This is a genomic window from Streptomyces sp. NPDC028907 (genome assembly GCF_055564995.1).
Genome location: NZ_JBVHVE010000012.1, coordinates 63,728 through 85,970 on the forward strand (window position 1 = coordinate 63,728; position 22,243 = coordinate 85,970).

The window sequence follows — 22,243 nt, forward strand, 5'->3', positions numbered from 1 at the left end:
AGCATGAAAGCCGGCGACGAGCGGCAACATGATCTCGGCGCCTTCCTGCGCAAGCAGCGCGAGAACACCTCCCGTACCGCGCTGGGACTGCCACCGATCAGGAACAGGACGACCGGGCTCCGCCGCGAAGAAGTCGCGGCCATGTCCGGTATCAGCGTCACCTGGTACACATGGCTGGAACAGGGCCGCGATGTCACCCCGTCGCGGCAGGTCCTCGATGCCGTCGCACGTTCCCTCGGTCTGGCCCAGGCCCAGCATGCCTTCGTCCTGCCCCTGGCCGGCTACCCAGCCACCGATTTTGGCTCGGCCCAGCCGATCACGATGCCCCCGAGCGTGCAGCGACTGCTCGACGCGCAGGGCGTCTACCCCAGCTACGCGTTGTCGGCGGACTGGACCATCGTCGGCTGGAACTCGACCTACGGCCGCTTTTATCCGCCAGCCCCAGCCACGCCAGTCGAGCGTCGCAATCTTCTGTGGCTCACCTTCACAGACCCGTACATACGGTCGCTGGTCGTGGACTGGGAGTTCACAAGCAGCCGGGTTATCGCCGAGTTTCGAGCAGAGCTCGGCGCACACCTTCATACCCCGGCGATCGAAATCCTGATCGACCGCCTTTGGCGCACCAGCGCTGAGTTCCGCGAGCGGTGGAAAGCCCACGAAGTAACCCGCTTCACCTCGCGACTACGCACGTTCCGGCACCCCGAAGTCGGCGATCTGCAACTGGAACAGCACCGGATGACCATGTCCGGCGATCCCGACCTGCACGTGATCATCTACGTACCGGATCCCGACAGCGGTAGCCTCGACCGATTGCACCAATTGGCCGACCTGGCCGCATCGAACGAGCCGCGCATGAACGAAGACTCGGAGCGATAGGGACAGGCACCAGGCGTCAACCTCCGTCACGCATCGGGCTGTTACTCGCACTACTAGAATCACGGCAGTCTTCTGCTCCGGCAATCCGTGCCGCAGAGTCAGGGGAGGCCGATGAAGGTCGGCCAAACCACCTGCGGTCGATTCAGTCGCCCGGATGAGGAGCAGGAAGTGCCCGAACTGCGCTCGCGAACCATCACCCACGGCCGGAACATGGCTGGCGCACGAGCGTTGTTGCGGGCCTCGGGGTCGCGGATGGCGACATCGGCAAACCGATCGTGGCGATCGCCAACAGCTTCACCGAGTTCGTGCCAGGTCACACTCACCTCCAACCCGTGGGGCGGATTGCATCCGAGGCAGTGCACCGGGCGGGCGTGATTGCGCGGGAGTTCAACACCATTGCGGTCGACGACGGAATCGCCATGGGCCACGGAGGCATGCTCTATTCGCTGCCGTCGAGGGAACTGATCGCCGGTTCGGTGGAGTACATGGTCAATGCGCACTGCGCCGACGGCCTCGTGTGCATCTCCAACTGTGACAAGATCACGCCGGGAATGTTGATGGCCGCACTGCGCCTCAACATCCCGACGGTGTTCGCATCCGGTGGTCCGATGGAAGGCGGGCGGACCACCCTGGTCGACGGAACCGTCCGAACTGGGCTGAGCCTGGTGACCGCGATGGGCGACTCTGCCAATCCTGACGTATCCGAAGAGGACCTTGCCCGAGTCGAGGTTGCGGCCTGCCCCACTTGTGGCTCCTGCTCCGGCATGTTCACTGCGAACTCGTTTCTGACGCCGAGCTCGAACAGCGTCGCCGGGCCAGAGGAACCGACGGTACACGCCGGCGCCGCGGAAACGCACAACTATGTCGGCGTTGATCAACGCCTGTTCATCGCCAATACGTCCCACAGGAAGCGAGCCACAACGCCGCGTCGGCCGACCCTGCCGCGCGGCCTGCCATGGGCGAAGCTCACGAGGGCCGGACCCGTGCTCAAACGGCGACACATCAGCTCGAGAAGGAGCGCCATGCTACACACCACCACCCGGTCGATCTCCCTGGAGGACAAGTACCTGGAGACCGAGGGGCGTGCCCTCGTCACCGGCATCCGGCGTACCAGGTTCGCGCTCAACGACGAGGAACTCACGCCCGGGCTACGGTCGCTGGCCGCGTAGGTGCGGGACCGGTCCGGCGCCGCGGTGGCCGCGGTCAACGTCGCGGTGCACCTCACGGTATGGAACGCGTCGGTGGAATCCGTCATGTCGCGCATCGAAGCCCGCTTGCGGCGCGCCACGACGGAGATCTCCGCCCGGCTCAGTCATCGTCCGCAGACCTGATCCGAAGCCATCCAGGCATGTTGTTTGAATAATTGAAATATGAGTCCCTGCATATGGAACAGCACGGCCTCATTTCATTGACAGCGGGCTCCGGTCGAGCGCAGACTCACGTCACATTCTGTGGACATTACTTCACCAGACGAACAGCACTGTTCCCTGAGTCCGGAAGGCCGCCATGCGTATACAAGCCGCCGTGTTCGAGAAGCAGGACGGTCCGTTCCAGCTCCAGGAGGTCGAGCTGGACGACCCGGAAGCGGGCGAGGTCGTCGTGCGGATCGCTGCCACCGGCATCTGCCACACCGACGGCCTGGCACGTCACGGTGACCTTCCCTTCCCCGCCCCCGGGGTGCTCGGCCACGAAGGCGCCGGTGTCGTGACGGCGGTGGGTCCAGGTGTCACGTCGGTGCGGGAGGGCGACCACGTCGTCATCGGCTGGCCCTGGTGCGGCGAGTGCCGCAACTGCCTGGCGGGCGAGCCCCGTTACTGCGCCCGGCTCGGCGAACTCCTCGTCAGCGGAGTCCGGCCGGGGACCGGGGCCTCGGCCCTGCGCCGCCCGGACGGGGGCGCCCTCCACGGACACTTCTTCGGCCAGTCGTCGTTCGCCACGCACTCCCTGACCCAGGCCAACAGCCTGGTGAAGGTCCCACACGACGTCCCGCTCGACCTGCTCGGACCCCTCGCCTGCGGGCTGTCCACCGGCGCGGGCGCCGTGCTGAACACGCTGCGCCCGCAGACCGGCTCCAGCCTCGTGATCTACGGCACCGGCTCGGTGGGGCTCGCCGCCGTCATGGCGGCCCGCAACAGCGGCTCGACCACAATTATCGCGGTCGACCGGCACACCTCCCGACTGGAGCTGGCGGCGGAACTCGGCGCCACACACACCGTGAACGCCGCCGACACGGACCCGGTCGCCGCCGTGCACGACATCTGCGGCGGGCCCGCCGACAACGCCCTGGAGTGCACCGGCATCATCTCCGTCGTCCGCCAGGCCGCGGACTCGGTCGGCATGCTCGGCACCTGCGCGCTCATCGGCGGCGCCCCGGCGGGAGCCGAGTTCACCCTCGACCACCTCACCACCCTGTGGGGCAAGCGCATCGTCGGCGTTCTCGGCGGCGGCGGCCGCAGTACCCAACTCATCGGCGCGCTCATCGAGTTGTACCGCCAGGGCCGCTTCCCCATGGAACGCCTCGTCTCCTGGTTCACCTTCGACCAGATCGAGCAGGCGCTGGCGGCGTCGTACGCCGGCGACGCCATCAAGCCGATCGTCCGCATGCCCGCCTGAGACCGCACGCCCCCTGGTCCGCCACGACTGCTCCGTACCGGAAGAAGCCCCTTCATGTGTCTCACCCGTGAACTTTTCATCGGCGGCAAGGACGTACCCGCCCTCTCCGGCCGCACCGCCGAGGACATCAGCCCCTACACCGGCGAGGTCTACGCGACTGTCGCCGCAGCCGGGCCGGAGGATGTGACCCTGGCCGTGGACGCCGCCGACGCGGCGTTCGCCGATTGGGCCGCCGTCTCGCCCTTCGCCCGCCGCGCGATCTTCCTCAAGGCGGCGGATCTGCTGGACGCCCGTGCCGAGCAGGTGGCCGAGATCATGGCCCACGAGGCCGGCGGCACCCGCCCCTGGGCATTCTTCAACGTGGCGCTGGCGGCGAACATCCTGCGGGAGGCGGCCGCCGTGATCACCGCTCCGCGCGGTGAGGTGCTCAGCGCACAGGAGGAAGGCGCTCTGGGCCTGGCCGTGCGGGAACCGCTGGGCGTGGTCGCGGCGTTCGCGCCGTGGAACGCTCCGGTCATCCTCGGTGTCCGGGCCGTGGCGGCGCCGCTTGCTGCCGGCAACACGGTCGTCGTCAAGGCCAGCGAGGACGCGCCGATCGCCTGCGGACTGCTCGTCGCGGACGTGCTGCGCGAGGCGGGACTGCCCGACGGTGTGCTCAACGTGGTCACCAACGCCCGCGAGGACGCGGCGGAGATCGCCGAGGTGCTGATCGCCGATCCCCGGGTGCGTGCCGTGAACTTCACGGGCTCCACCGGGGTCGGCCGGATCATCGGAACCCACGCGGCGAACCACCTCAAGCCGGCCGTGCTCGAACTGGGCGGCAAGAACGCGGTGATCGTCCTGGACGACGCGGACGTGGACTACGCCGTCGACGCCGTCACCTTCAGCGTGTTCATGAACTCCGGGCAGATCTGCATGTCCGGCGACCGCATCCTCGTACATGAGTCGCTGGCCGAGGAGTTCACGCGGAAGTTCACCGCCAAGGTCGCCTCCCTCCAGGCCGGGGACCCGGCCCATCCGCACACCGTGGTGGGCCCGCTGGTCACCGCCTCCGCCGCACAGCGCGTCGCCGCTCTGGTGGAGGACGCCGTCGCCAAGGGCGCCACTGTGCTGACCGGCGGCGGACGACCGGAGGGCGCGGTGCACGCGGCGACCGTGCTCACCGGCGTTCCCAAGGAGGCGGACCTGTACCACGCGGAGGCCTTCGGGCCAGTCTGCGTCGTCGAGACGTTCGGCGACGACGACACCGCCGTGGCCCTCACCAACGACACCGACCATGGTCTGACCTGCGGAATCATCACCGAGAACGCCACCCACGGGCTGAACGTCGCCCGTCGGGTCCGGACGGGCATCGTGCACGTCAACGACCAGTCCGTGGCCGACGAGCCCCACGCGCCCTTCGGCGGCGTGAAGACCTCCGGCTACGGCCGGTTCGGTGGACGGTGGGGCATCGAGGCGTTCTCCAGCACCCGCTGGGTGACGATCGCGACCCAGCAGGCCCACTACCCCTTCTGATCCGTCCGCCCAGGCACCGCGCAGAACGCCGCACCTTCCCCACGGAGGTGCGGGCGTCGTGGTGGCCCTGGCGGGTCAGACCTGCGGGTTGCCGTTGGCGCTCTTCTCCGCGACCGCTTGGAGGGCGTCCCAGTGCCGACGATCCTGCCGCGCCGGTCGAAGCGGAAGGTGTCCACCTCCACCGTGCCGCGGTCCTCGGCCGACGCCTTCGCCAAGCCCTGCACGACCACGAGGTCGCCCTGGGTGACAGTCCGTTTGAAAGTCAGCGAGGCGTCCGGGAACTGCTGGAGGTAGCCCGTGACACCGGTGACGAAGGCGTCGCGGCCGTTGCCGAAGTTCGGGTTGTGCTGGATACAGGTGTCGGAGCTGATGTACTTCTCAGCGTCCTTGCCCGGCCGGTGCTGGTTGAAGGCCTGGTCCAGCAGGGCCACAGCTGCCTTCTGGTTGCGCAGTTCCTGGGCGGACAGCCGGCTCGTCGACGCGTCGGGCGTGCCGTGCTCGTGCGCGGCCAACGCGGAGGGAACGATCACCGTGCCCGCCACGAGTGCGACGGCGGCGTCTCTACCCGGTGCCATTACCCCTGGCCGAGGGCCTCCGACGGCCCGGAGCCCTCGGCCCGTCCCCTGACCCCGTTGCGGAAGTCGATCGGGGAACGGCCCGTGCGTTGCATGAAGTACTTGCTGAACTGGGAAGGCGTGACGAAGCCGAGGCGGTCCGAGATCTGGGCGGCGGTCTCGTCTCCGTGTGCCAGCAGACGCTTCGCCTCCAGCACGACCCGGCGGTCGATGAACTCCTTCGCGCTGAGACCGGCGCCCGCCAGGGCCGCCCGGGCGAGGGTGCGCCCCGAATAGCCGAGCATGCGGGCGTAGTCCTCCACCCGTCGGGTGGCGGTGAAGTGCCGTTCGACCGCGTCCCGGAACCGCAGGTAGGTCTCGTCCGGCTCCGGAGCGAGGCTGCCGACCGGAACGGTGAGATGGGCCAGTCGCAGCAGGAGGACGGCGAGGAGGTGACGCAGGGCCGCGATGTGCACGTCGAGAGGCAGGTGTCCGAGCGACCGAAACTCGCGGCTCAAGTGTTCCGCGGCCATGGTCACGGCCTCCGCATCGTCGGCGACGGGGGTGATGATGACCGGTGCGTGCGGATCGTCGACCCGGGCAACGGTCGCCGTGGCCGGGTCCAACATGTCCTGCTGGAAGAGAATCAGAGTGCCCTCGGCCTTGGTGAGGTCGCCCCACTGGTGCACCTGCCCAGGGCGTACCCACAGCCAGGAGCCCGGCCGCAGGGCGTAGCCGTTGAAGTCGACGACATGCCAGAGGTTGCCCGCGGTGAGCGCGAGCAGATGATGGAAGTCGGGGCGCTGGGGCCGGGCGAGGGTCTGCTCGCAGACGCGCCGCCGTAGCTCCGCCAGCGACATGACCTCCACACCAGCAGGAGTGCCCGCGGGCGCGGCGAACGCGACCTCGGGGATTTCGCGCGCGGAGCCGTGTCGGTTTTTGGCCATCATCAGTCAGAAGTTTATCCGGCTTTCCGTGCGCGCTCTTCGTACGTTGGTTGTGCAGCTGCGGAATCGGGACGTCTCCCTGGCGGAAATCGGAAAGGACGGCACGTGGCGACGACAGGAGAGAGGGTCAGGCTGACGTACGTCTTCGACGCCTACTGCGCTTGGTGTCACGGCTTCGCCCCGACCCTGCGGGCCTTCGTCGAAGCCCATGCCGACCGCGTCGACCTGCGCGTCCTGCCGGCCGGGCTGTATGCGGGAGCGCGTGCGCTGCCTGTCTCGGCCCATCCCCACCTGGTGCGCGAGAGCGCCCGCGTCGCAGAGCTGACCGGCGCCCACTTCGGTGAGGGACACCGGCGGACGGTCGCCGAAGGCAGCATGGTGATGGACTCCACCGACGCGGCCACGGGGCTGGAGGCCCTGCTGGCCCAGCCGGGCGCGGACACCCTGCGGACGCTCGAAGCGATGCAGCACGCCTGGTTCATCGACGGCCTGAGCCTGTCGGACCCGGCGACCTACCGAGAGCTCGCCGTCGAGCTGGGCCTGAGCCCTCTTGCCGTGGCCTGCACATACGCCGCGCCCGTTAAACGCGCGCGAGCGACGGTCGGACTGCGTTCCGTCCGCCGCCTGAACGTGGAGAGCTACCCGGCCCTGCTGCTCACCACCGCTTGCGGAAACCACCACCGGCTGGGCGGACCGCTGACTCGTGTCGAGGAACTGACCACGGCCTTCGACGAGTACACGCACCGGATGTCCACGGCACTGGAAGGAACCTGCGCGCTGTGAGCACCACGAACAACGCTCCCTTCTCGACCGCACCGCCACGCGAGACGATCCGCGCCTGGGTGGAAGAGGCCGACCGGGTCCTGATCGCGGCCGGCGCGGGCCTGAGCGCGGCCGCCGGCTACGACTACGGCGACACCGAACGCTTCCGGGAACTGTTCCCAGCTCTGTACCGGCTCGGCCTGCGTTCGCGCTACCTGCTCGGCGTGCCCCTGTCTCAGAACATGATGTGGGGCTACTGGGCCGTCCACATCGACGACATCCGCTACGACCCCGAACCCAACCCGCTCTACCGCGGGCTGAGGGAGCTGGTCGGCGATCGCGACCACTGGGTGATGACGTCCAACGTCGACGCCCTCTTCGCCCGCAACGGCTTCGAGGCGGACCGGATCTTCACCCCCCAGGGCGACTACGGCCGCCTCCAGTGCGCGGTCCCCTGCTCGCGGGACACCTGGCCCAGCAGACCGTTCCTCGACGCGATCCTCGCCTCGTACGACCGCGACACCGGCCGGGTGACCGACCCGGCGGCCCTGCCGTGCTGCCCCCGCTGCGGCGCCGACGTCTTTCCCAACGTCCGCGTCGGTCCGGAGTTCGTCGACGACGCCCATCTGCCCGCGGGTCGGCGGCTGGTGCAGTGGCTCGACGACGCGCCCACAGACAGCACCTTGCTCGTGCTGGAAATCGGGGCCGGATTCAATACTCCCGGCGTGATTCGCCATCCCACGGAGAACTTGGTGCGCCAGACCCCTCGGGCCCGCCTCGTCAGGATCAATCCCGACCATCCCGACGTCCCCTCGGACCTCGGTGAACGAGCACTGTCCGTTCCCCTCGGCGCAGACCGGCTCCTCGACGGGCTCGAACCCTGACATCCGGCGGCAGCGCGCCTCCGCCACCACAGGAAGAGAAGTCATCATGTCCCAGGTATCCGAGACATCCGTCCCCACGATCGCCGTCACCGGCTCCACCGGCCGGCTCGGCGGGCGCGTCGCCCGGCGACTGGCCGAGCGGGACGTCCCGCAAAAACTCCTGGCCCGCAACCCGGCACGCGCTCCCCGGCTTCCCGGCTCGGTAGCGGTGCGAGGCGACTACGCCGACCAGGACGCCGTGCGGGAGGCCCTCGCCGGCACCCGCACCGTCTTCATGGTCTCCGCCTCCGAGAGCGCCGACCGGCTCGCCCAGCACAAGGCGTTCGTGGACGCCGTCGCGGAGGCGGGTGTCAGGCACCTGGTGTACGTCTCCTTCTACGGCGCCGCCCCCGACGCCACCTTCACGCTGGCACGCGACCACTTCCACACGGAGCAGCACATCCGCGCGAGCGGCCTGGCGTACACCTTCCTCCGAGACAACTTCTACGCGGAGTTCGTCCCCGACCTCGTCGGCGAGGACGGCGTCATCCGCGGTCCGGCCGGGCACGGACGCGCCGCGTTCGTCGGCCAGGACGACATCGCCGACGCCGCCGCCGCGGTGCTGTCCCGGCCCGACGACCACGCTGGCCTCGCCTTCGACCTGACCGGGCCCGAGTCTCTGACACTGGACGAAGCGGCCGTTATCCTGTCCGAGCGACTCGGACGCACCGTCACCTATCAGCAGGAGACGGTCGAGGAGGCCTACGCCTCCCGTGCCTCCTACGGCGCTCCGTCGTGGCAGCTGGACGCCTGGGTGTCCACCTACACGGCCATCGCGTCCGGCGAGCTCGACGGGGTCAGCGACGCCGTACCGCGCCTCACCGGCCACCCCGCCACACCCCTCGCCGAGGTCGTCCGCTCCACAGGGGGATGACCCGCACGGCCAATCCGGCTACTGCGACCCCTTCATCCCCCACGACTCCGGTGCCACCCGGACCGAGGCACCACCCCGGTTGCTGCTCAACGGGCGCCTGCTCCGCGGTGACACCGAAGACGACAGCGACTTGCCCGTCGTCGTCCCCTGTCTGGTCATCCCGTACCGGCGGGGCGGTTGCCGGACGGCGAGCGGTCGGCCTCACTCCTGGTAGCGCCGGACTCCCTCAACACAAAGCCTGTCACTTTCTGACTATCAGAAGTCGTTATTACTGCCGATCAACTGGCTTCCGTACGCATAGTTTGAACACATCGCCGCTGGACCACCGGTCCCCCTCGCCAGGTCCCCAAGCAAGGAAGACAGTCATGAGCAACACGAAGAACACCGTCCTTCAGGCCGCCACCGAACTGTTCGGCGACAAGGACCCCTCCGCCGTAGACCGCTGGGTGGCCGCGGACTACAAGCAGCACAGCGCGCTCGCCGCCGATGGCCCCGATGCCCTCCGCGCAATGGTCGCCGACCTGGGCGGGGACTTCCGCTACGAAGGCGCCCGGGTCATCGCCGACGGCGACCTGGTAGCCCTGCACGGCACCTACCACGGCTTCGGGCCGGACCCGCTCGTCGGGTTCGACATCTTCCGAGTCGACGCCGACGGCAAGCTGGCCGAGCACTGGGACGCCCTGACCCCTCAGGTCAAGGACACCGTCTCCGGCCGCTCCCAGACCGACGGCGCCGCCGCGGTCACCGAGACCGACAAGACGGACGCCAACCGCGCCCTGGTGGCCGAGTTTGCCGAGAAGGTTCTCGTCGGCGCCGATTACTCAGTGCTCACCGACTACATCTCCACCGTGACCTACCACCAGCACAACCCCGATGCCGGCGACAGCCTCGACGGCTTCGGGGCGGCCGTGGCCAAGTGGGGCGAGCAGGGCAAGCACCTCGTCTACAAGAAGGTCCACAAGGTCATCGCCGAGGGCGAGTTCGTCCTGACGCAGTCCGAGGGCGAGTTCGGTGTGCCTGTCGCCTACTACGACCTCTTCCGCGTCGCGGACGGCAAGATCGTCGAGCACTGGGACGTCGTCGCGCCCATCCCGGGCGAACTACCGCACGGCAACGGCCTGTTCTGACCGGCTCGAACGGCGCCGGATCACCGACCGCATCGACGGAACGCACAGGCATGAGCAACCTCACCTACGCGGGAAAGACGTACAAGTTCAGCATCGACAACGGCGTCGTCTTCCACAACACCTACAGCCCTGACGGCACCACTCTGCATTACAAGACCGTCGCCGGCCCCAACACCGGCGCGAGCGAGGACGTCACGCTGCACGCGGCCGAAGTCGCCCCTGGCGTCTTCCTCCTCGGCTGGGTGGAGAAGTCCGGCATGACCGTCACCCACGCGATGAACCTCAACACCCTTACGGTCCACCTCTTCTGGACCTACGACACCCCCGATAGCCGAATCGGCGAGCTGCACGTCGGCACACTCAAAGAGATGTGATCCACTCGCCGATGGCCCGGACCCGCGCGCACCGACGTGCAGGGCCGGGCCATCGGCACACCTCGTTCACCCGCCCCACCGGAGCCTTTGATGATCCCGATCCGCGCCGAGTCCGATGCCGCCGCCGGGACGGAGACACAGCTCTCCGCACTGCCCCTGACCGCTTACCGATCGGCCGTCGCCCTCGACGAGCCCTTCCTGCCCACGGCGGCCCCAGCCACAGCCGCTCGGCTGGACGCCCATGTGCGCTCAGCACTGCACCTGCTCAGCGCCGATCCGGCCGTATCCCGGCTCGGCCTGCGGTCCGACTCGCTGAGACACCTCACCAATGCCGACACCCCCGCCGACGCCGACACGGCCCGGCGGGTGCTGCGAGCCTTGCTGACCGTACGTGATCCCGGTCCGCTGCCGAAGGGGGCGGACCGGGAACTGGATGCCCTCCTCGGCGCGGAGCGGAACCTGCGGCCCACCGTCTCGGTACGTGAACTGCCCACGATCGAAGAGGAGTTCCACGGCACGCCCTCCCAGGCCGCGGCCGAGGCCGTGCTGTGGCGGGGAGACATCACCACGCTGGCCGCCGACGCAGTGGTCAACGCCGCCAACAGTCAACTGCTCGGCTGCTTCCGCCCTCTGCACCCGTGCATCGACAACGCCCTGCACAACGCCGCCGGACCTCACCTGCGCGACGACTGCCACACGATCACCACGGCGCAAGGGGCCGTCGAACCCACCGGTACGGCCAAGATCACCCGGGGCTACCACCTGCCAGCCCGATACGTCCTGCACACCGTCGGCCCCGTCATCCAGGGCCGTCCGCGCGCGCATGACGCGCAGGTGCTCGCCTCCTCCTACCGGGCATGCCTGGACCTCGCCGCCGAGGTGGAGACCATCCGCACCCTCGCCTTCTGCGCCATCAGCACCGGCGTCTTCGGCTACCCCAAGGAGGAAGCCGCACCGGTCGCACTGCACACCGTCGCCGACTGGATCGCAGCGCATCCCGGACGGTTCGACCGCGTGGTGTTCACCGTGTTCGAGGACGACGACGAACGGGCCTACCGGAACGCCCTCGGCGTTGGCGCCCGCCCCTGACACGACGTCCCTCACGCGTTCGGCTGTCGACGCGGCGCGGGCGAGCCGTGAAGCCTGGCAGGAGCAGGCTGAACGGACAATCTCGACACGCTCGCCGAGCCCTCACTCCATCACCGACGCCCACACAGCGCCACGAGCTTCAAGGGCGACGGGATCCGCCCGGACGGGCAGCGCCATGCCAGTCACCTGCTCCAGCGTTCCCCTCGTGAACGGCACATGTTCATCTGGATCAACCGCGGCCGTCCACCAACATGCGGGACCATCGCCGATCGAGAAGGCGACGCTGGCGGGCCTACCCGCGGCCGTTCGTCGCTAGTGGATCAGCTGTGGCATGCGTCGCAAGTCGCCGCATCCGGTCCAGGCTGTCGCTGCCGGGTTCCGCACGTAGATGATCACTCGCAGGTCGGGATCGTCGGAAATGGTCACCCGGTACTGTTCCAGGTACAGGTCGCCGACTTCGGTCCGCACCGGGCCCTTCTTCCCGTCACTGCTGGAACGCCGGCTCGGGGGCCATCTCGTGCGACAAACGGTGCCAGGCCACCGTCGCCCGTATCTGTGCACGCGTCAGCCCTTGCGTTGCCTGACCTCCTCGGTCACGGCGGGGAGGACCGTGTGGAGGTCGCCCACGACACCGAAGTCGACGAGCTCGAAGATCGGGGCCTCCTCGTCCTTGTTCACCGCGACGATGGTTTTCGAGGTCTGCATGCCGGCGCGGTGCTGAATGGCGCCGGAGATCCCGGCGGCGAAGTAGAGCTGGGGGGCGACGGTCTTTCCAGTCTGGCCGATCTGGTAACTGTGCGGCTTCCAGCCGGAGTCGACCGCGGCCCGCGAGGCACCCACGGCCGCGCCGAGGGCGTCGGCGAGGTCCTCGACCGGATCGAAGTCGCCGCCGGTGCCGCGACCGCCGGAGACCACTATCGCGGCTTCGGTCAGTTCGGGGCGGCCGGTGACGGCCCGAGGCTGGGAGGCCACGATCCGGGCACCCTGGGCAGTCTCGGACACGGTGACGGCCACCTCCTCGACCTGGCCGGCGCCGTCGGCCTCCACCGGCACCGCGGAGTTGGGCTTGACGGTGATGATCGGGGTGCCCCGAGTGACCCTGGCCTTGACCGTGTAGCTGCCGGCGAACACCGACTGGGTGATCACCGGGCCGTCGTCTCCGGCCTCGATGTCGATGGCGTCGGTGATCAGCCCGGAGCCGGTTGTGATCGCGAGCCGCCCGGCGACCTCCTTGCCCTCGGCCGATGAGGCGATCAGTACCGCGCCCAGGCCACCGGACTGCGAGGTCTTCTCCACGAGCTGCTGGAGCGCCTCGGCCTTCGGTGCCACCAGGTATCCCTTCAGCTCCTCGTCGTCGACGACGTAAAGCCTCTGCGCGCCGTACCTCTTGACGGCTTCGGCGACGTCCGCTCCCTTGGCTTTCGGACCGATGAATACCGCCGACGGCTCGCCTATGCGCGCCGCGAGCGTGAGCATCTCGTACGTTGGCTTCTTGATCGCCACGCCCTCAGGAACGGCGGCGTGGTCGATGACCACCAGGATCTCGGACATTGAATCGCTCTCCGCAATCTATGGGTCGGATGACTCGGACGGACTTGCCTAGATGAACTTCTGGGTGGCGAGGAAGTCAGCCAGCGCGCTGGCGCCCGAGCCCTCTTCGTCCTTGACGATCTCGCCGGCCTCACGCGGCGGACGCGCGGTCGTCTCCTCGACCACGGTCCACGCTGCGGACAGACCCACGTCGTCGGCGTCTACTCCGATGTCGGACAGCGTCAGGATCTTCACCGGCTTCTTCTTGGCCGCCATGATTCCCTTGAACGAGGGGTACCGCGGCTCACCGGACTGGTCGGTCACTGACAGCACCAGGGGCATCTCCCCGACCACTACCTGGGTCGCGTCGTCGCCGTCGCGCTGGATCCGCACCTTGGCGCCTTGCGTCTCGATCTTCGAGGCCAAGGTGAGCTGAGGCAGCGACAGCCGCTGGGCCAGCATCGCCGGCACCACGCTCATCGCGCCGTCGGTGGACGCCATGCCGCACATCACCAGGTCGTACGGCATGCCTGCTCCGTCAGCGCCGCCGCCCCGTTGCACCGCCTTCGCCAGTACCAGCGACGTGGCGATCGCGTCGGAGCCCGCGATCGCGTCGTCCTGGACGTGCACGCCGTTGTCGGCGCCCATCTGCAGCGCCTTGCGGACCGCATCGACGGCCTGCTCGGGGCCCACGCACAGCACGGTCACCTCGACGTCGTCGGGGCTCCCGGCCTTCTCTTTGATCTGGAGCGCCTGCTCCACGGCGTACTCGTCGAGCTCGGACAGGAGTCCGTCCACACCCACGCGGTCGACGGTCTTGTCGTGCTGGAAGTGGCGGTTCCCGGTGGCGTCGGGCACGTACTTCACACAGACAGCGATCTTCATGGGTCCTGCTTCCTGATGTTCGTGGACTTCGCGTCGCGTGCGTGGCCACGGTGCGAGGGGCGATGTGACGCGCAATCACTTGGGCTCCGGCGCTGCGCGCCTTGGGGCTGGACTCCTGCCCTGTGCATCTGTCAGATCTCGCGACCGGCCTGGTGCCCCTGGACGATGGCGATCTCGATATCGCGCGGCTGGTAGCAGTCACCGATCGCTTGGACGTCCGGGTGTTGCTTCGCCAGCTGTCGGTAGAGCGAGTCGTCAGCAATGCCGCCCGCGGCTACGACGACGGTGTCGATGCCTTCGATGCTGTCGGGCTCCCAGGTGACGACATTGAACGTGGTGATCGAGCCTTCTTCGATCTCGTGGATCGAGGTGTGGGTCTGCAGCTCGACTCGTGGGCTGTTCATGAGTACTTCGAGCAGATGGTGTCGCGCCGGCGACGGCATTTCGGGGGCCACGGTCTCCATCCCGGTCACGAACCTGACGTTGTGTCGCTTGGCGGCGAGGTAGTCGGCTGTAGTGGCCCCTTCTGCCCGGCCGCCGACGTCGAACACGAGCACGTTCCTGCCGGCCACGGTGTCGTCGGCGAGGACTTCTCGCGCAGTGCGCACATGCGGGAGGTCCGCGCCAGTCACCTCTGGAACGAAGGGCGTGGACCCGGTGGCGACGAGGATGACGTCGGGAGACTCGGCCAGGACGGTCTTCGCGTCAGCCTCCACGCCGAGTCGAACATCCACCCCGAGCTTCGGCAGCTGTCGTTCGAACCAGAGGATGACCTCCTCGAAGTTGCCGCGTTTCGGTGTCGTCATGACGAGATTGACCTGGCCGCCCATGCGCTGGTCGCGTTCGAAGAGGACCACGTGGTGTCCCCGCATGGCAGCGGTGCGGGCGGCCTCCATGCCGGCCGGTCCGGCGCCGACGATGACGACCCGCTTCGGTTCGTCAACCGGCTCCAGCTCTCCCCACGCCTGTTCCCGGCCGGTGACGGGGTTGTAGATGCATCCGACGCCGAGACCTTTGTCGACGTGGCCGACGCAGGACTGGGTGCAGGCGATGCAGGTGCGGATGTCGTCGGTGCGGCCTTCCCTCGCCTTGTTCGGGAAGTGGGGGTCGGCGATGAGGGTCTTCGCCATTCCGACGATGTCGAGCTTTCCGTCGGCGATACTCTGCTCTGCGAAGGCTGGTGAGTCCTGACGGCCCGCTCCGATGATCGGCAGTTTGATGCCGGCGTCCTTCATGGCCTCGGACAGGTGGATGAAGGCTCCGGTCTCGAAGTAGTGGCTGGGCCAGTGTGCGCGGCCGCTTCGAGGAATGGAGGTGATGGCCTGCCAGATGCTGATGTAGTCGACGAGCTGCTCTGCTTCGAGGATCTTCGCCAGCTCGACGTGGTCGGGCAGACTCATGCTGTAGTCCACACCGTCGTCGTAGAGTCGGACGCCGAGAATCCGGTCCTTGCCGATGCCCTGGCGCGTCACCGCGAGCACTTCGTTGAGGAACGTCATCCGTTCACGGAGGTCATTGCCGCCGTACTTGTCGTCGCGGCGGTTGCCGTGCGGATGCAGGAAGTTCGCGAACAGGTAGTCCATGCCGATGGACAGCTCGATCCCGTCGAAGTCGCAGCGACGCATACGGTCCGCGGCGGCGCCGAACGACTCGACGATCCCTTCCACTTCGCCGGTCGACAGCTCGTGGGGCATGAACAGCGGCACCGAATAGTCGGGGGTCGGGACCGGCGACGGGGCGACGATGTCGCGGCGAAGGAATCCAGCGTGATCCATGAGGCGACGTCCACGGTGACCGAGCTGCGCGATGAGGGGGACGTCGAACTCGTGGCACCCCTGCGCCATCTTGCTGAACGCGCCCATGGTCACGTCGCTGTAGGTGGCCAGCGAGAGTGACGCGTCGCCGTCATAGACGGGAACCGTATGCCCGGTGACGACGACACCGGCGCCGCCCTTGGCTCGTTCGCGAACGTAGTAGGCGTACGCATCGGTCGGGGTGCCGTCCCCCAGTTGGAAGTGTGCAGCGTGTCCGGTGTTCATGATCCGGTTTTTCAGGGTGTATGGACCTACCTGAATCGGGTTGAAGAGGTTCGGGAAGTCCGTCATGTCAGAGTCCTGGGTCTTGTGCTCGGGTCAGGTGCGAGTGCGCGCAACCGGCGCATTCGGTCCCTCGAGGTGTCCTGGGGCCGGAATTCGCGTGCCCGGGTCGTGGCGCCGGCCGGTCGTTGAGCCGGGTCACTCCTGCGCTCGCCGGCGCATGGACCCTCTGGTCGATGTTCATGTCTCGCGACTGGCTGAGTCTGTGTCGCGTGGCGCCGAGGGTCGGGTGCACTGCTGGACGGCTAAGCAAGGGTGGTCGCTCCCATCTCGCGGGACTCAAGGTTGAGTTCGCCGTCGCTCGGGGCGTACTGCTGCGCCTTCTCGGTCGGCAGCCGCGTCGCGATCGCCAGGTAGTAGACGGCGAGACTGAAAGCAACCATGACTGCGGTGTCCCAGTAGGGGAACGGCAGGTAGCCCAGACCGCTGGGGTGGGAGGCTTGGCCGAAGGTGCCCATGTAGCTGATGGCCGCTGTCCCCAGGATCCAGACCCACACCCACCAAGAAGAACGGAAGTCGAGGTCGGGTCGGTCCTCGGCTTGCTGGAAGGCGCGGTTGATGAAGAATACCGCGTAGCCGATGCCGATGGCGACGAAGACCTTCCAGTCCGTTTCCCAACCGGTCCAGTACACGAGCAGGTTGGCTGCGGCGAAGCCTAGAGGCGCCCAGAGACCAGCTGGCCTGAGTCTGAACGGACGGGCCGCGTCGGGGAATGAGCGCCGGAGCGACCCGAGCGCGATGGGAACGCCTGCCCACAGCATGGCCGTCGCGGAGGTGAGGAATCCGAGGAGGGACTGCCAGCTCGGGAACGGCAGCAGGCACAGCAGGCCGACCACGAAACTGATGATCACGCCGATGACGGGGACGCCACGCTTGTCGACACGAGTGACCACGTCGGGAATGTACCCGTTTCGACCCATTCCGTAGGTGACTCGCGCGGTCGAGGTGACGTAGGCAACTCCGTTGCCGGACGGGGAAACGACGGAGTCGATGTAGACGATCGCGGCAATCAGGCCCAAGCCAAGAGACGTGGCCAATGCCGCAAACGGACCAGTGGTGACGTCGACGCTGGTTCCTTCCCAGCCATGCGCCAGTTTCGCGGGCGAGAGCGCGCCGATGTACGCGACCTGAAGGCCGATATAGAGGATCGAGCAGACAACGAGGGATCCGAGGAGCGCGAACGGGATGTTCCGGCCGGGGTTCTTGGTCTCGGCGCCGAGCTGAACAGCCTGCTCGAAGCCGGTGTAGGCGAAGACGATGCCGCCGATGGCGACAGCGGCCAGCACGCCATGGAAGCCGTACGGCGCGAAGCCGTGGGAGTGGAAGTTCGACGGTTGGAAGCGGGCGAACAGGATAGCCACGATGACCAGCGCGATGGTGCCGATCTTCCACCAGGTGATCGCGTTGTGTACTCGGCCCAGGGCCTTGATCGCGAACAGGTTGAGCACGACGAAGATTGCCAACAGTGAGATGGCAACGACATAGCCGAGCGAGGTCAGGGTCCCGTCGCCGTCGAACAGGTTCAGGTGCGTGTAACCCTCGGCGTAGCTGAGGACTCCCTGAACCTCGATGGGGGCGGTCGCCGCTCCGTAGATCCAGGCCATCCAGCCGATACCGAATCCGGCGAGGGTCCCGTGAGAATAGTGGACGAACCGGGCCGAGCCTCCGGCCACGGAGAACATCGCGCCCAACTCGGCATGGTTGAAAGCGATGAGTACGAGAATCGCGATCGCGACAAACCAAGCGAGCAGCGCCGCCGGGCCGGCAATCGCGGCAGCGTTCATCGCACTGAACAGCCACCCCGTTCCGATGATCGAGTTGATCGTGATCTGAAGGATGCTCATGCGGGACAGTTGGCGCTTGAGGCCATGGTCGGCTACATCGGTACTCGCACTCACGCTGTCTCCTAGTCGCTCGTGGTGAGGTGGGGCTGAGGTGGCTCGCGACCCCGGTACGCGACGTGACGAGCAGCGGTCGCGCACCGTGGGCACAGGCCGGTTCGATGCAGTTCTTCACGCGCTTTGCAGACATCGAGTCGCCAGCCCTCGATCAGCGTGGGGCCAAGTGACGCACGTCCTGCTCTCCAGGTAAAGCGGGGAAAGATGGATGGAACCTTTAAGAAATGCTTCTCTATGTAGCCGGGCCCAACAGCCGCAAATCTGTTGACCGACGTTCGGCGTGACCAGGGGACGATGTCGCGGTGTTCATGCCGTGGGGCCGAAAGAGCCCCGCCAGGTCTTCCGGCGGGGCTTCGCGATCACGCCGGCGCCAGGGTGGGCGCGTTGGCGTCGCGGTCAGGGTTGTGCCGGGTCGATGGTCATCGCGCTGTCATTCCGGACGCGGCGGAGCGGACACCGGGCCGTGGGGGATCACATGACTCCCCGACCTCTGCCGCGGACACGTGATACCCGCCAACTCCTGAGCATGACTGGACACACCATCCATCCCGCCGGCCCCCACCTCACCACCCCTGGAGCACCTCCACGACCACGGGAGCGCGGCGGGTGTCACGGTCTCACCAATGATCAAGACAGCGAGTTGATGACCCTCAGGGGCCTAACGGTCGGTGATGCTGGGCCTGCTGTGCTGGTAGGCCTGTCGAAGCGCGCCGCGCACGGCAACGAGCGCGGGGTTGCGGTGTGAGCCGGCCCGGCAGGTCGTGACAATTTGCCGTACGTGCGAGGCCGCCATCTGGCGCAGGTGGAACCTCGGTTCGCGGTCGAACCAGGTGAGGTCCGGCAGAAACGCCGCCGCGTGGCCGCTCGCGACGAGTTGCGCTTGCACCAGTACGTCAGAGGTTTCGTGCGCCACTTTTGGTTCGAAGCCGGCTTGGCGGCAGGTGGCCATGGCCCAGTCGCGCCCTGGACTGCCTTCTGGCTCCAGAACCCAGGGGCAGCCGGCAAGATCAGTGAGAACTACCTCGCTCGGTTCGCGTCCCTCGGGCGGCTGCAAGAACGCGACGCGGATGGGATCTTCGGCAACCACATCGAAGTTCATCTCGCTCGAGCGGCTGGTCGGATAGTCGACGTAGTTTTCGCCGCAGACCAGATCGAACTCGCGTGCCAGTAGCCCGGGCAGGGCGACTTCGGGCTCGGCTTGGGTGAACTGAACCTTCAGTCCGGGGTGGCCCTCCGCCAGCGAGGTCAGCGTCGCGGACACGAGTGCGAGCGCGGCGGTCTGGACCGTGGCGAGTCTGATCGTGCCCACGACGGTGTCCAGCGACGCGAGGATGTCTGTTTCAGCACGCTCCAGCTGCTCAAGCACGGCGGCCGTGTGAGCGACGAGGATGTGCGCCTGCTCGGTGAGTCTGATGCGCCGGCCGTCCGGCTCGAGAAGCCTCGTTCCGATCTCTTCCTCGAGCACAGCGAGCTGTTGGGAGACGGCTGACGGACTGTAGGCCAGCGCGGCGGCCACCGAGGTGACGGTGCCGCGTTGCGCCAGCTCTCGAAGCAACCGCATGCGGTGGAGATCGAACTTCACGCCCGGAACCTACCATGAAGGAATTCTGCAAGGTACTGGACAAGTTTCCGCGCTATTCATGAATCAATTGTCGCGGCATCCTGTGTTGCACCGGCGCTCATGCGCCGCACCGGCTGCGAAGTCAGGAACGACGATGGAATCCCATGACAGCGACGTGCGGACCACGCGGTTGCCCGGCGCCGGCTCGAGGCTGAAGCGCCAGAACAACAGTGCGCAGATGTCCTGATCGGTTCGGCCGTCTTCATCGGCGGCGTCCCGTGTAGAAGCGGGGCCGCGGTTGGCGGGTCTCGCGGTGATCTCGTCATTGCGGGCGGTTCGAGCCGCCGGAGACGGTCCTGCTCGGGTGCGGTCGTATCCCATTCGGTTGGGACATGGCCGTGGGTCGCGGCCTGGAGCCTCGCGATCTTCCACTGGGCGTTGGCCGTCCGCCCGCGATCAGGGCTCGTCGAACAGAACCCTGCGAAAGGAGAAGCTCAATGAATTCCCGGGTGGCCGCCGTCACGGGCGGCTCGAGCGGACTCGGAGAGGCCGCGGCGCGACGCCTGGCCGCCGACGGTCATGACATCGCGACGAAGACCAGGGAGTTCGGCAACGGTGTGCGCGCGACGGTCTGCGGATCGCCGTGGATCCGTCCGGTGAGCAAGCAGGCCGCGCCGGGTGCTCGTTCGGACGGGAGTGTGCTGTGCCGCTGGTGGATGTGACGTGGTACGAGGGCCGCTCGCACGAGCAGAAGGAGAAGCTCGCGCGTGCGATCTGCAAGGCATTCGTGGAGATCGGCGATGCGCGTCCGGACACGGTCCACGTGATCTTCCGAGACATAGACCCCGCGCAGTGGTTCAAGTCGGCAGGACTGTTGGAGGAAGAGCGATGACACTGCGGATCCGCAAGATTTTGACCGTCCGGGAAGAGACCCGGTCCGAGGGCGGCCAGGACGCCGACCGGCCTCTCGTCAAGGCGGCCGCTATCGCCGTGCTGAGCAATCCCTATGCCGGCCTGCCCTACTCCGACGACCTGGCGGCCATCACCGACGACAACTACGAGCTCGGGCACTTGTTGGCCTCCACGGCTGCCGAGACCCTCGGACTCGAGGTCGAGGGCTACGGCAAGGCATCCCTGGTGGGCGTCAACGGTGAGATCGAGCACGGCGTCGCCCACAAGATCGGCGAGTTCGGCAAGGGCGTCCGCGATGCGGTGGGCGGCGAGGCGTGGATCTCCTCGGTCAGCAAGCGCTCCGGTCCCGGGGTACAGATCGACGTCCCCCTTGCCTACAAGGACGAGATCTGGGTCCGCTCGCACTACGACGCCTTCACCCTGTTCGTCCCCGACGCACCGCTCGCGGACGAGGTGGCCGTCATTGTGGCCGTCTCCTCCCGCGGCCGGCTCAACGACCGCGTCGGCGGCATGACGGTCGAGGACGTCAAGAACCAGGAGAAGCCGTGAGTACCCTCAACATCATCAACCTCGCCGGTGCCGTCAGCGGCCGACTCGGCGACCCACTCATGGCGATCGAATCGGTCCGCTGTGTCGACGGGAAGATCGCGGCGCTCGGCGTCGACGGTGAAACCGGCGACGCCGACGTCACCCTCGACGCCAACGGCGCGATCCTCGCCCCGGGCCTCATCGACACCCACGTGCACGTCACCTTCGGCGACTGGACTCCCCGACAACAGACCGTCGGCTGGATCGAGAGCTACATGCACGGTGGCACGACCCTGATGATGTCGGCCTCCGAAATCCACGTCCCCGGGCGTCCCAGCGACCGCGCCGGTCTCAAGGGCCTCGCGATCGCAGCGCAGCGATCCTGGGAGAACATCCGTCCGGGCGGCGTCAAGGTGCTCGGTGGTTCGGTCATCATCAGTCCCTCCCTGAAGGAAGAGGACTTCGCGGAGCTTGCCGCCGAACGCGTCGGCTTGGCGAAGGTGGGATTCGGTGCCTTCGAGAGCCAGTCGGAGGCAGCCCCGCTGGTACGCGCAGCCCAGGCCGCCGGGTTCATCGTCATGAACCACACAGGCGGCGCGTCCGTTCCCGGGTCCGCGGCTGTCTCGCTCGACGACGTCATCACGCTCGGCTGCGACATCGTCGGCCACGCGAACGGCGGCACAACGTCCCTTCCCGACGAGCACCTCAAGGCCGTCTTCGAGGCCCCCGGAGCTCTCCAACTGGTGCAGGCCGGCAACCTGCGCTCCAGCCTGTTGATGCTCGAGATCGCCAAGGAGCGCGACGAGCTGGACCGCATCCTGATCGCTACGGACTCCCCCACCGGGACCGGCGTGATGCCGCTCGGCATGATCAAGACGATCGCCGAATTCTCCTCCCTCGGTGGCCTCAGCGCCACGGACGCCCTGGCGCTCGCCACCGGGAACGGCGGCCGGGTGCTTCACCGCCACGAGGGCATCATCGAGATCGGCCGCCCCGCCGACTTCGTGCTCATGCAGCCTCCCAGCGGAGGCGTCGCCGTCGACGCGCTCTCCGCCATCGAACGCGGGGACATCCCCGGCATCGGCGGCGTCGTCATCGACGGCGAGGTCCGAGCGCTGCGTTCCCGCAACACCCCGGCCCCGGCCCGGCTCGCGACCCAACGGTCCTGACTCTTTCCCG

Annotated in this window: 21 protein-coding genes and 1 pseudogene; 14 read left to right on the forward strand and 8 right to left on the reverse strand. The window is 67.6% G+C overall.

What is annotated here, in order from left to right; translation table 11 throughout:
- The first annotated feature begins 3 nt into the window (after positions 1-3).
- The 4 genes and pseudogenes from ACZ4UU_RS31925 (at position 4) to ACZ4UU_RS31940 (ending at position 5,004) form a co-directional block, all read left to right on the forward strand.
- Positions 4-876 carry a helix-turn-helix transcriptional regulator gene (locus tag ACZ4UU_RS31925; protein WP_471906863.1) on the forward strand — a complete coding sequence of 291 codons (873 nt, stop codon included), beginning with the start codon at positions 4-6 and terminating at the stop codon, positions 874-876.
- A gap of 168 nt (positions 877-1,044) precedes the next feature.
- Positions 1,045-1,658 (forward strand): annotated as a pseudogene (locus ACZ4UU_RS31930) (dihydroxy-acid dehydratase domain-containing protein); the annotation flags it as partial.
- Between the two features lie 724 nt (positions 1,659-2,382).
- Positions 2,383-3,489, forward strand: a complete 1,107-nt coding sequence (locus tag ACZ4UU_RS31935) for an NAD(P)-dependent alcohol dehydrogenase (RefSeq protein ID WP_471906864.1) — start codon at positions 2,383-2,385, stop codon at positions 3,487-3,489.
- A gap of 54 nt (positions 3,490-3,543) precedes the next feature.
- Entirely contained in the window at positions 3,544-5,004 is a 1,461-nt protein-coding gene (locus ACZ4UU_RS31940; RefSeq protein ID WP_471906865.1) for an aldehyde dehydrogenase family protein, read from the forward strand.
- On the opposite strand, the gene ACZ4UU_RS31945 is transcribed toward ACZ4UU_RS31940, so the two are convergent.
- Both ACZ4UU_RS31945 and ACZ4UU_RS31950 read right to left on the reverse strand, forming a co-directional pair.
- Complete coding sequence (locus tag ACZ4UU_RS31945; RefSeq protein WP_471906866.1) at positions 4,992-5,579, reverse strand: nuclear transport factor 2 family protein; 588 nt, start codon at positions 5,577-5,579, stop codon at positions 4,992-4,994. The genes ACZ4UU_RS31940 and ACZ4UU_RS31945 overlap by 13 nt on opposite strands.
- On the reverse strand, positions 5,579-6,508 hold the full coding sequence (locus ACZ4UU_RS31950; protein ID WP_471906867.1) for a helix-turn-helix domain-containing protein: 930 nt from the start codon (positions 6,506-6,508) through the stop codon (positions 5,579-5,581). Before ACZ4UU_RS31950 ends, ACZ4UU_RS31945 begins: the two co-directional genes overlap by 1 nt.
- A 102-nt stretch (positions 6,509-6,610) precedes the next feature.
- On the opposite strand from ACZ4UU_RS31950, the gene ACZ4UU_RS31955 reads away from it, so the two are divergent.
- The 6 genes from ACZ4UU_RS31955 (at position 6,611) to ACZ4UU_RS31980 (ending at position 11,654) form a co-directional block, all read left to right on the forward strand.
- Entirely contained in the window at positions 6,611-7,288 is a 678-nt protein-coding gene (locus tag ACZ4UU_RS31955) for a DsbA family protein (protein WP_471906868.1), read from the forward strand.
- The gene (locus ACZ4UU_RS31960; protein ID WP_471906869.1) at positions 7,285-8,151 is read left to right on the forward strand and encodes an SIR2 family NAD-dependent protein deacylase; all 867 of its coding nucleotides are present in this window, start codon (positions 7,285-7,287) and stop codon (positions 8,149-8,151) included. The genes ACZ4UU_RS31955 and ACZ4UU_RS31960 overlap by 4 nt, the downstream gene beginning before the upstream one ends.
- 46 nt (positions 8,152-8,197) lie before the next feature.
- On the forward strand, positions 8,198-9,064 hold the full coding sequence (locus tag ACZ4UU_RS31965) for an SDR family oxidoreductase (protein WP_471906870.1): 867 nt from the start codon (positions 8,198-8,200) through the stop codon (positions 9,062-9,064).
- A gap of 365 nt (positions 9,065-9,429) precedes the next feature.
- Positions 9,430-10,191 carry a nuclear transport factor 2 family protein gene (locus tag ACZ4UU_RS31970; protein ID WP_471906871.1) on the forward strand — a complete coding sequence of 254 codons (762 nt, stop codon included), beginning with the start codon at positions 9,430-9,432 and terminating at the stop codon, positions 10,189-10,191.
- Between the two features lie 50 nt (positions 10,192-10,241).
- On the forward strand, positions 10,242-10,565 hold the full coding sequence (locus ACZ4UU_RS31975) for a MoaF-related domain-containing protein (protein ID WP_471906872.1): 324 nt from the start codon (positions 10,242-10,244) through the stop codon (positions 10,563-10,565).
- A gap of 90 nt (positions 10,566-10,655) precedes the next feature.
- Positions 10,656-11,654: a protein-ADP-ribose hydrolase gene (locus tag ACZ4UU_RS31980; RefSeq protein WP_471906873.1), complete on the forward strand. Its 999-nt coding sequence runs from the start codon at positions 10,656-10,658 to the stop codon at positions 11,652-11,654.
- A 312-nt stretch (positions 11,655-11,966) separates the two neighbouring features.
- Here ACZ4UU_RS31980 and ACZ4UU_RS31985 read toward each other — a convergent pair whose 3' ends face one another.
- The 6 genes from ACZ4UU_RS31985 to ACZ4UU_RS32010 form a co-directional block, all read right to left on the reverse strand.
- The gene (locus tag ACZ4UU_RS31985; RefSeq protein ID WP_471906874.1) at positions 11,967-12,122 is read right to left on the reverse strand and encodes a hypothetical protein; all 156 of its coding nucleotides are present in this window, start codon (positions 12,120-12,122) and stop codon (positions 11,967-11,969) included.
- 96 nt (positions 12,123-12,218) lie between these two features.
- Positions 12,219-13,205 (reverse strand): electron transfer flavoprotein subunit alpha/FixB family protein, encoded by a 987-nt coding sequence (locus ACZ4UU_RS31990; protein WP_471906875.1) that lies wholly within the window; start codon positions 13,203-13,205, stop codon positions 12,219-12,221.
- A 48-nt stretch (positions 13,206-13,253) separates the two neighbouring features.
- The gene (locus ACZ4UU_RS31995; protein ID WP_471906876.1) at positions 13,254-14,069 is read right to left on the reverse strand and encodes an electron transfer flavoprotein subunit beta/FixA family protein; all 816 of its coding nucleotides are present in this window, start codon (positions 14,067-14,069) and stop codon (positions 13,254-13,256) included.
- 131 nt (positions 14,070-14,200) lie between these two features.
- Positions 14,201-16,174, reverse strand: coding sequence for an oxidoreductase (locus ACZ4UU_RS32000; RefSeq protein ID WP_471906877.1), 1,974 nt, complete (start codon positions 16,172-16,174; stop codon positions 14,201-14,203).
- Between the two features lie 236 nt (positions 16,175-16,410).
- Entirely contained in the window at positions 16,411-18,063 is a 1,653-nt protein-coding gene (locus tag ACZ4UU_RS32005; protein ID WP_471906878.1) for an APC family permease, read from the reverse strand.
- A gap of 658 nt (positions 18,064-18,721) precedes the next feature.
- Positions 18,722-19,645 carry a LysR family transcriptional regulator gene (locus tag ACZ4UU_RS32010; RefSeq protein WP_471906879.1) on the reverse strand — a complete coding sequence of 308 codons (924 nt, stop codon included), beginning with the start codon at positions 19,643-19,645 and terminating at the stop codon, positions 18,722-18,724.
- A 476-nt stretch (positions 19,646-20,121) separates the two neighbouring features.
- On the opposite strand from ACZ4UU_RS32010, the gene ACZ4UU_RS32015 reads away from it, so the two are divergent.
- Genes ACZ4UU_RS32015 through ACZ4UU_RS32030 form a run of 4 tightly spaced genes read left to right on the forward strand, consistent with a single transcriptional unit; the run spans position 20,122 to position 22,233 of the window.
- Positions 20,122-20,346 carry a hypothetical protein gene (locus ACZ4UU_RS32015; protein ID WP_107086853.1) on the forward strand — a complete coding sequence of 75 codons (225 nt, stop codon included), beginning with the start codon at positions 20,122-20,124 and terminating at the stop codon, positions 20,344-20,346.
- On the forward strand, positions 20,343-20,516 hold the full coding sequence (locus ACZ4UU_RS32020; RefSeq protein WP_471906880.1) for a tautomerase family protein: 174 nt from the start codon (positions 20,343-20,345) through the stop codon (positions 20,514-20,516). The genes ACZ4UU_RS32015 and ACZ4UU_RS32020 overlap by 4 nt, the downstream gene beginning before the upstream one ends.
- Positions 20,513-21,085, forward strand: coding sequence for an amino acid synthesis family protein (locus tag ACZ4UU_RS32025; RefSeq protein ID WP_471906881.1), 573 nt, complete (start codon positions 20,513-20,515; stop codon positions 21,083-21,085). The genes ACZ4UU_RS32020 and ACZ4UU_RS32025 overlap by 4 nt, the downstream gene beginning before the upstream one ends.
- Complete coding sequence (locus ACZ4UU_RS32030) at positions 21,082-22,233, forward strand: amidohydrolase family protein (RefSeq protein WP_471906882.1); 1,152 nt, start codon at positions 21,082-21,084, stop codon at positions 22,231-22,233. The genes ACZ4UU_RS32025 and ACZ4UU_RS32030 overlap by 4 nt, the downstream gene beginning before the upstream one ends.
- Positions 22,234-22,243: the final 10 nt, after the last annotated feature.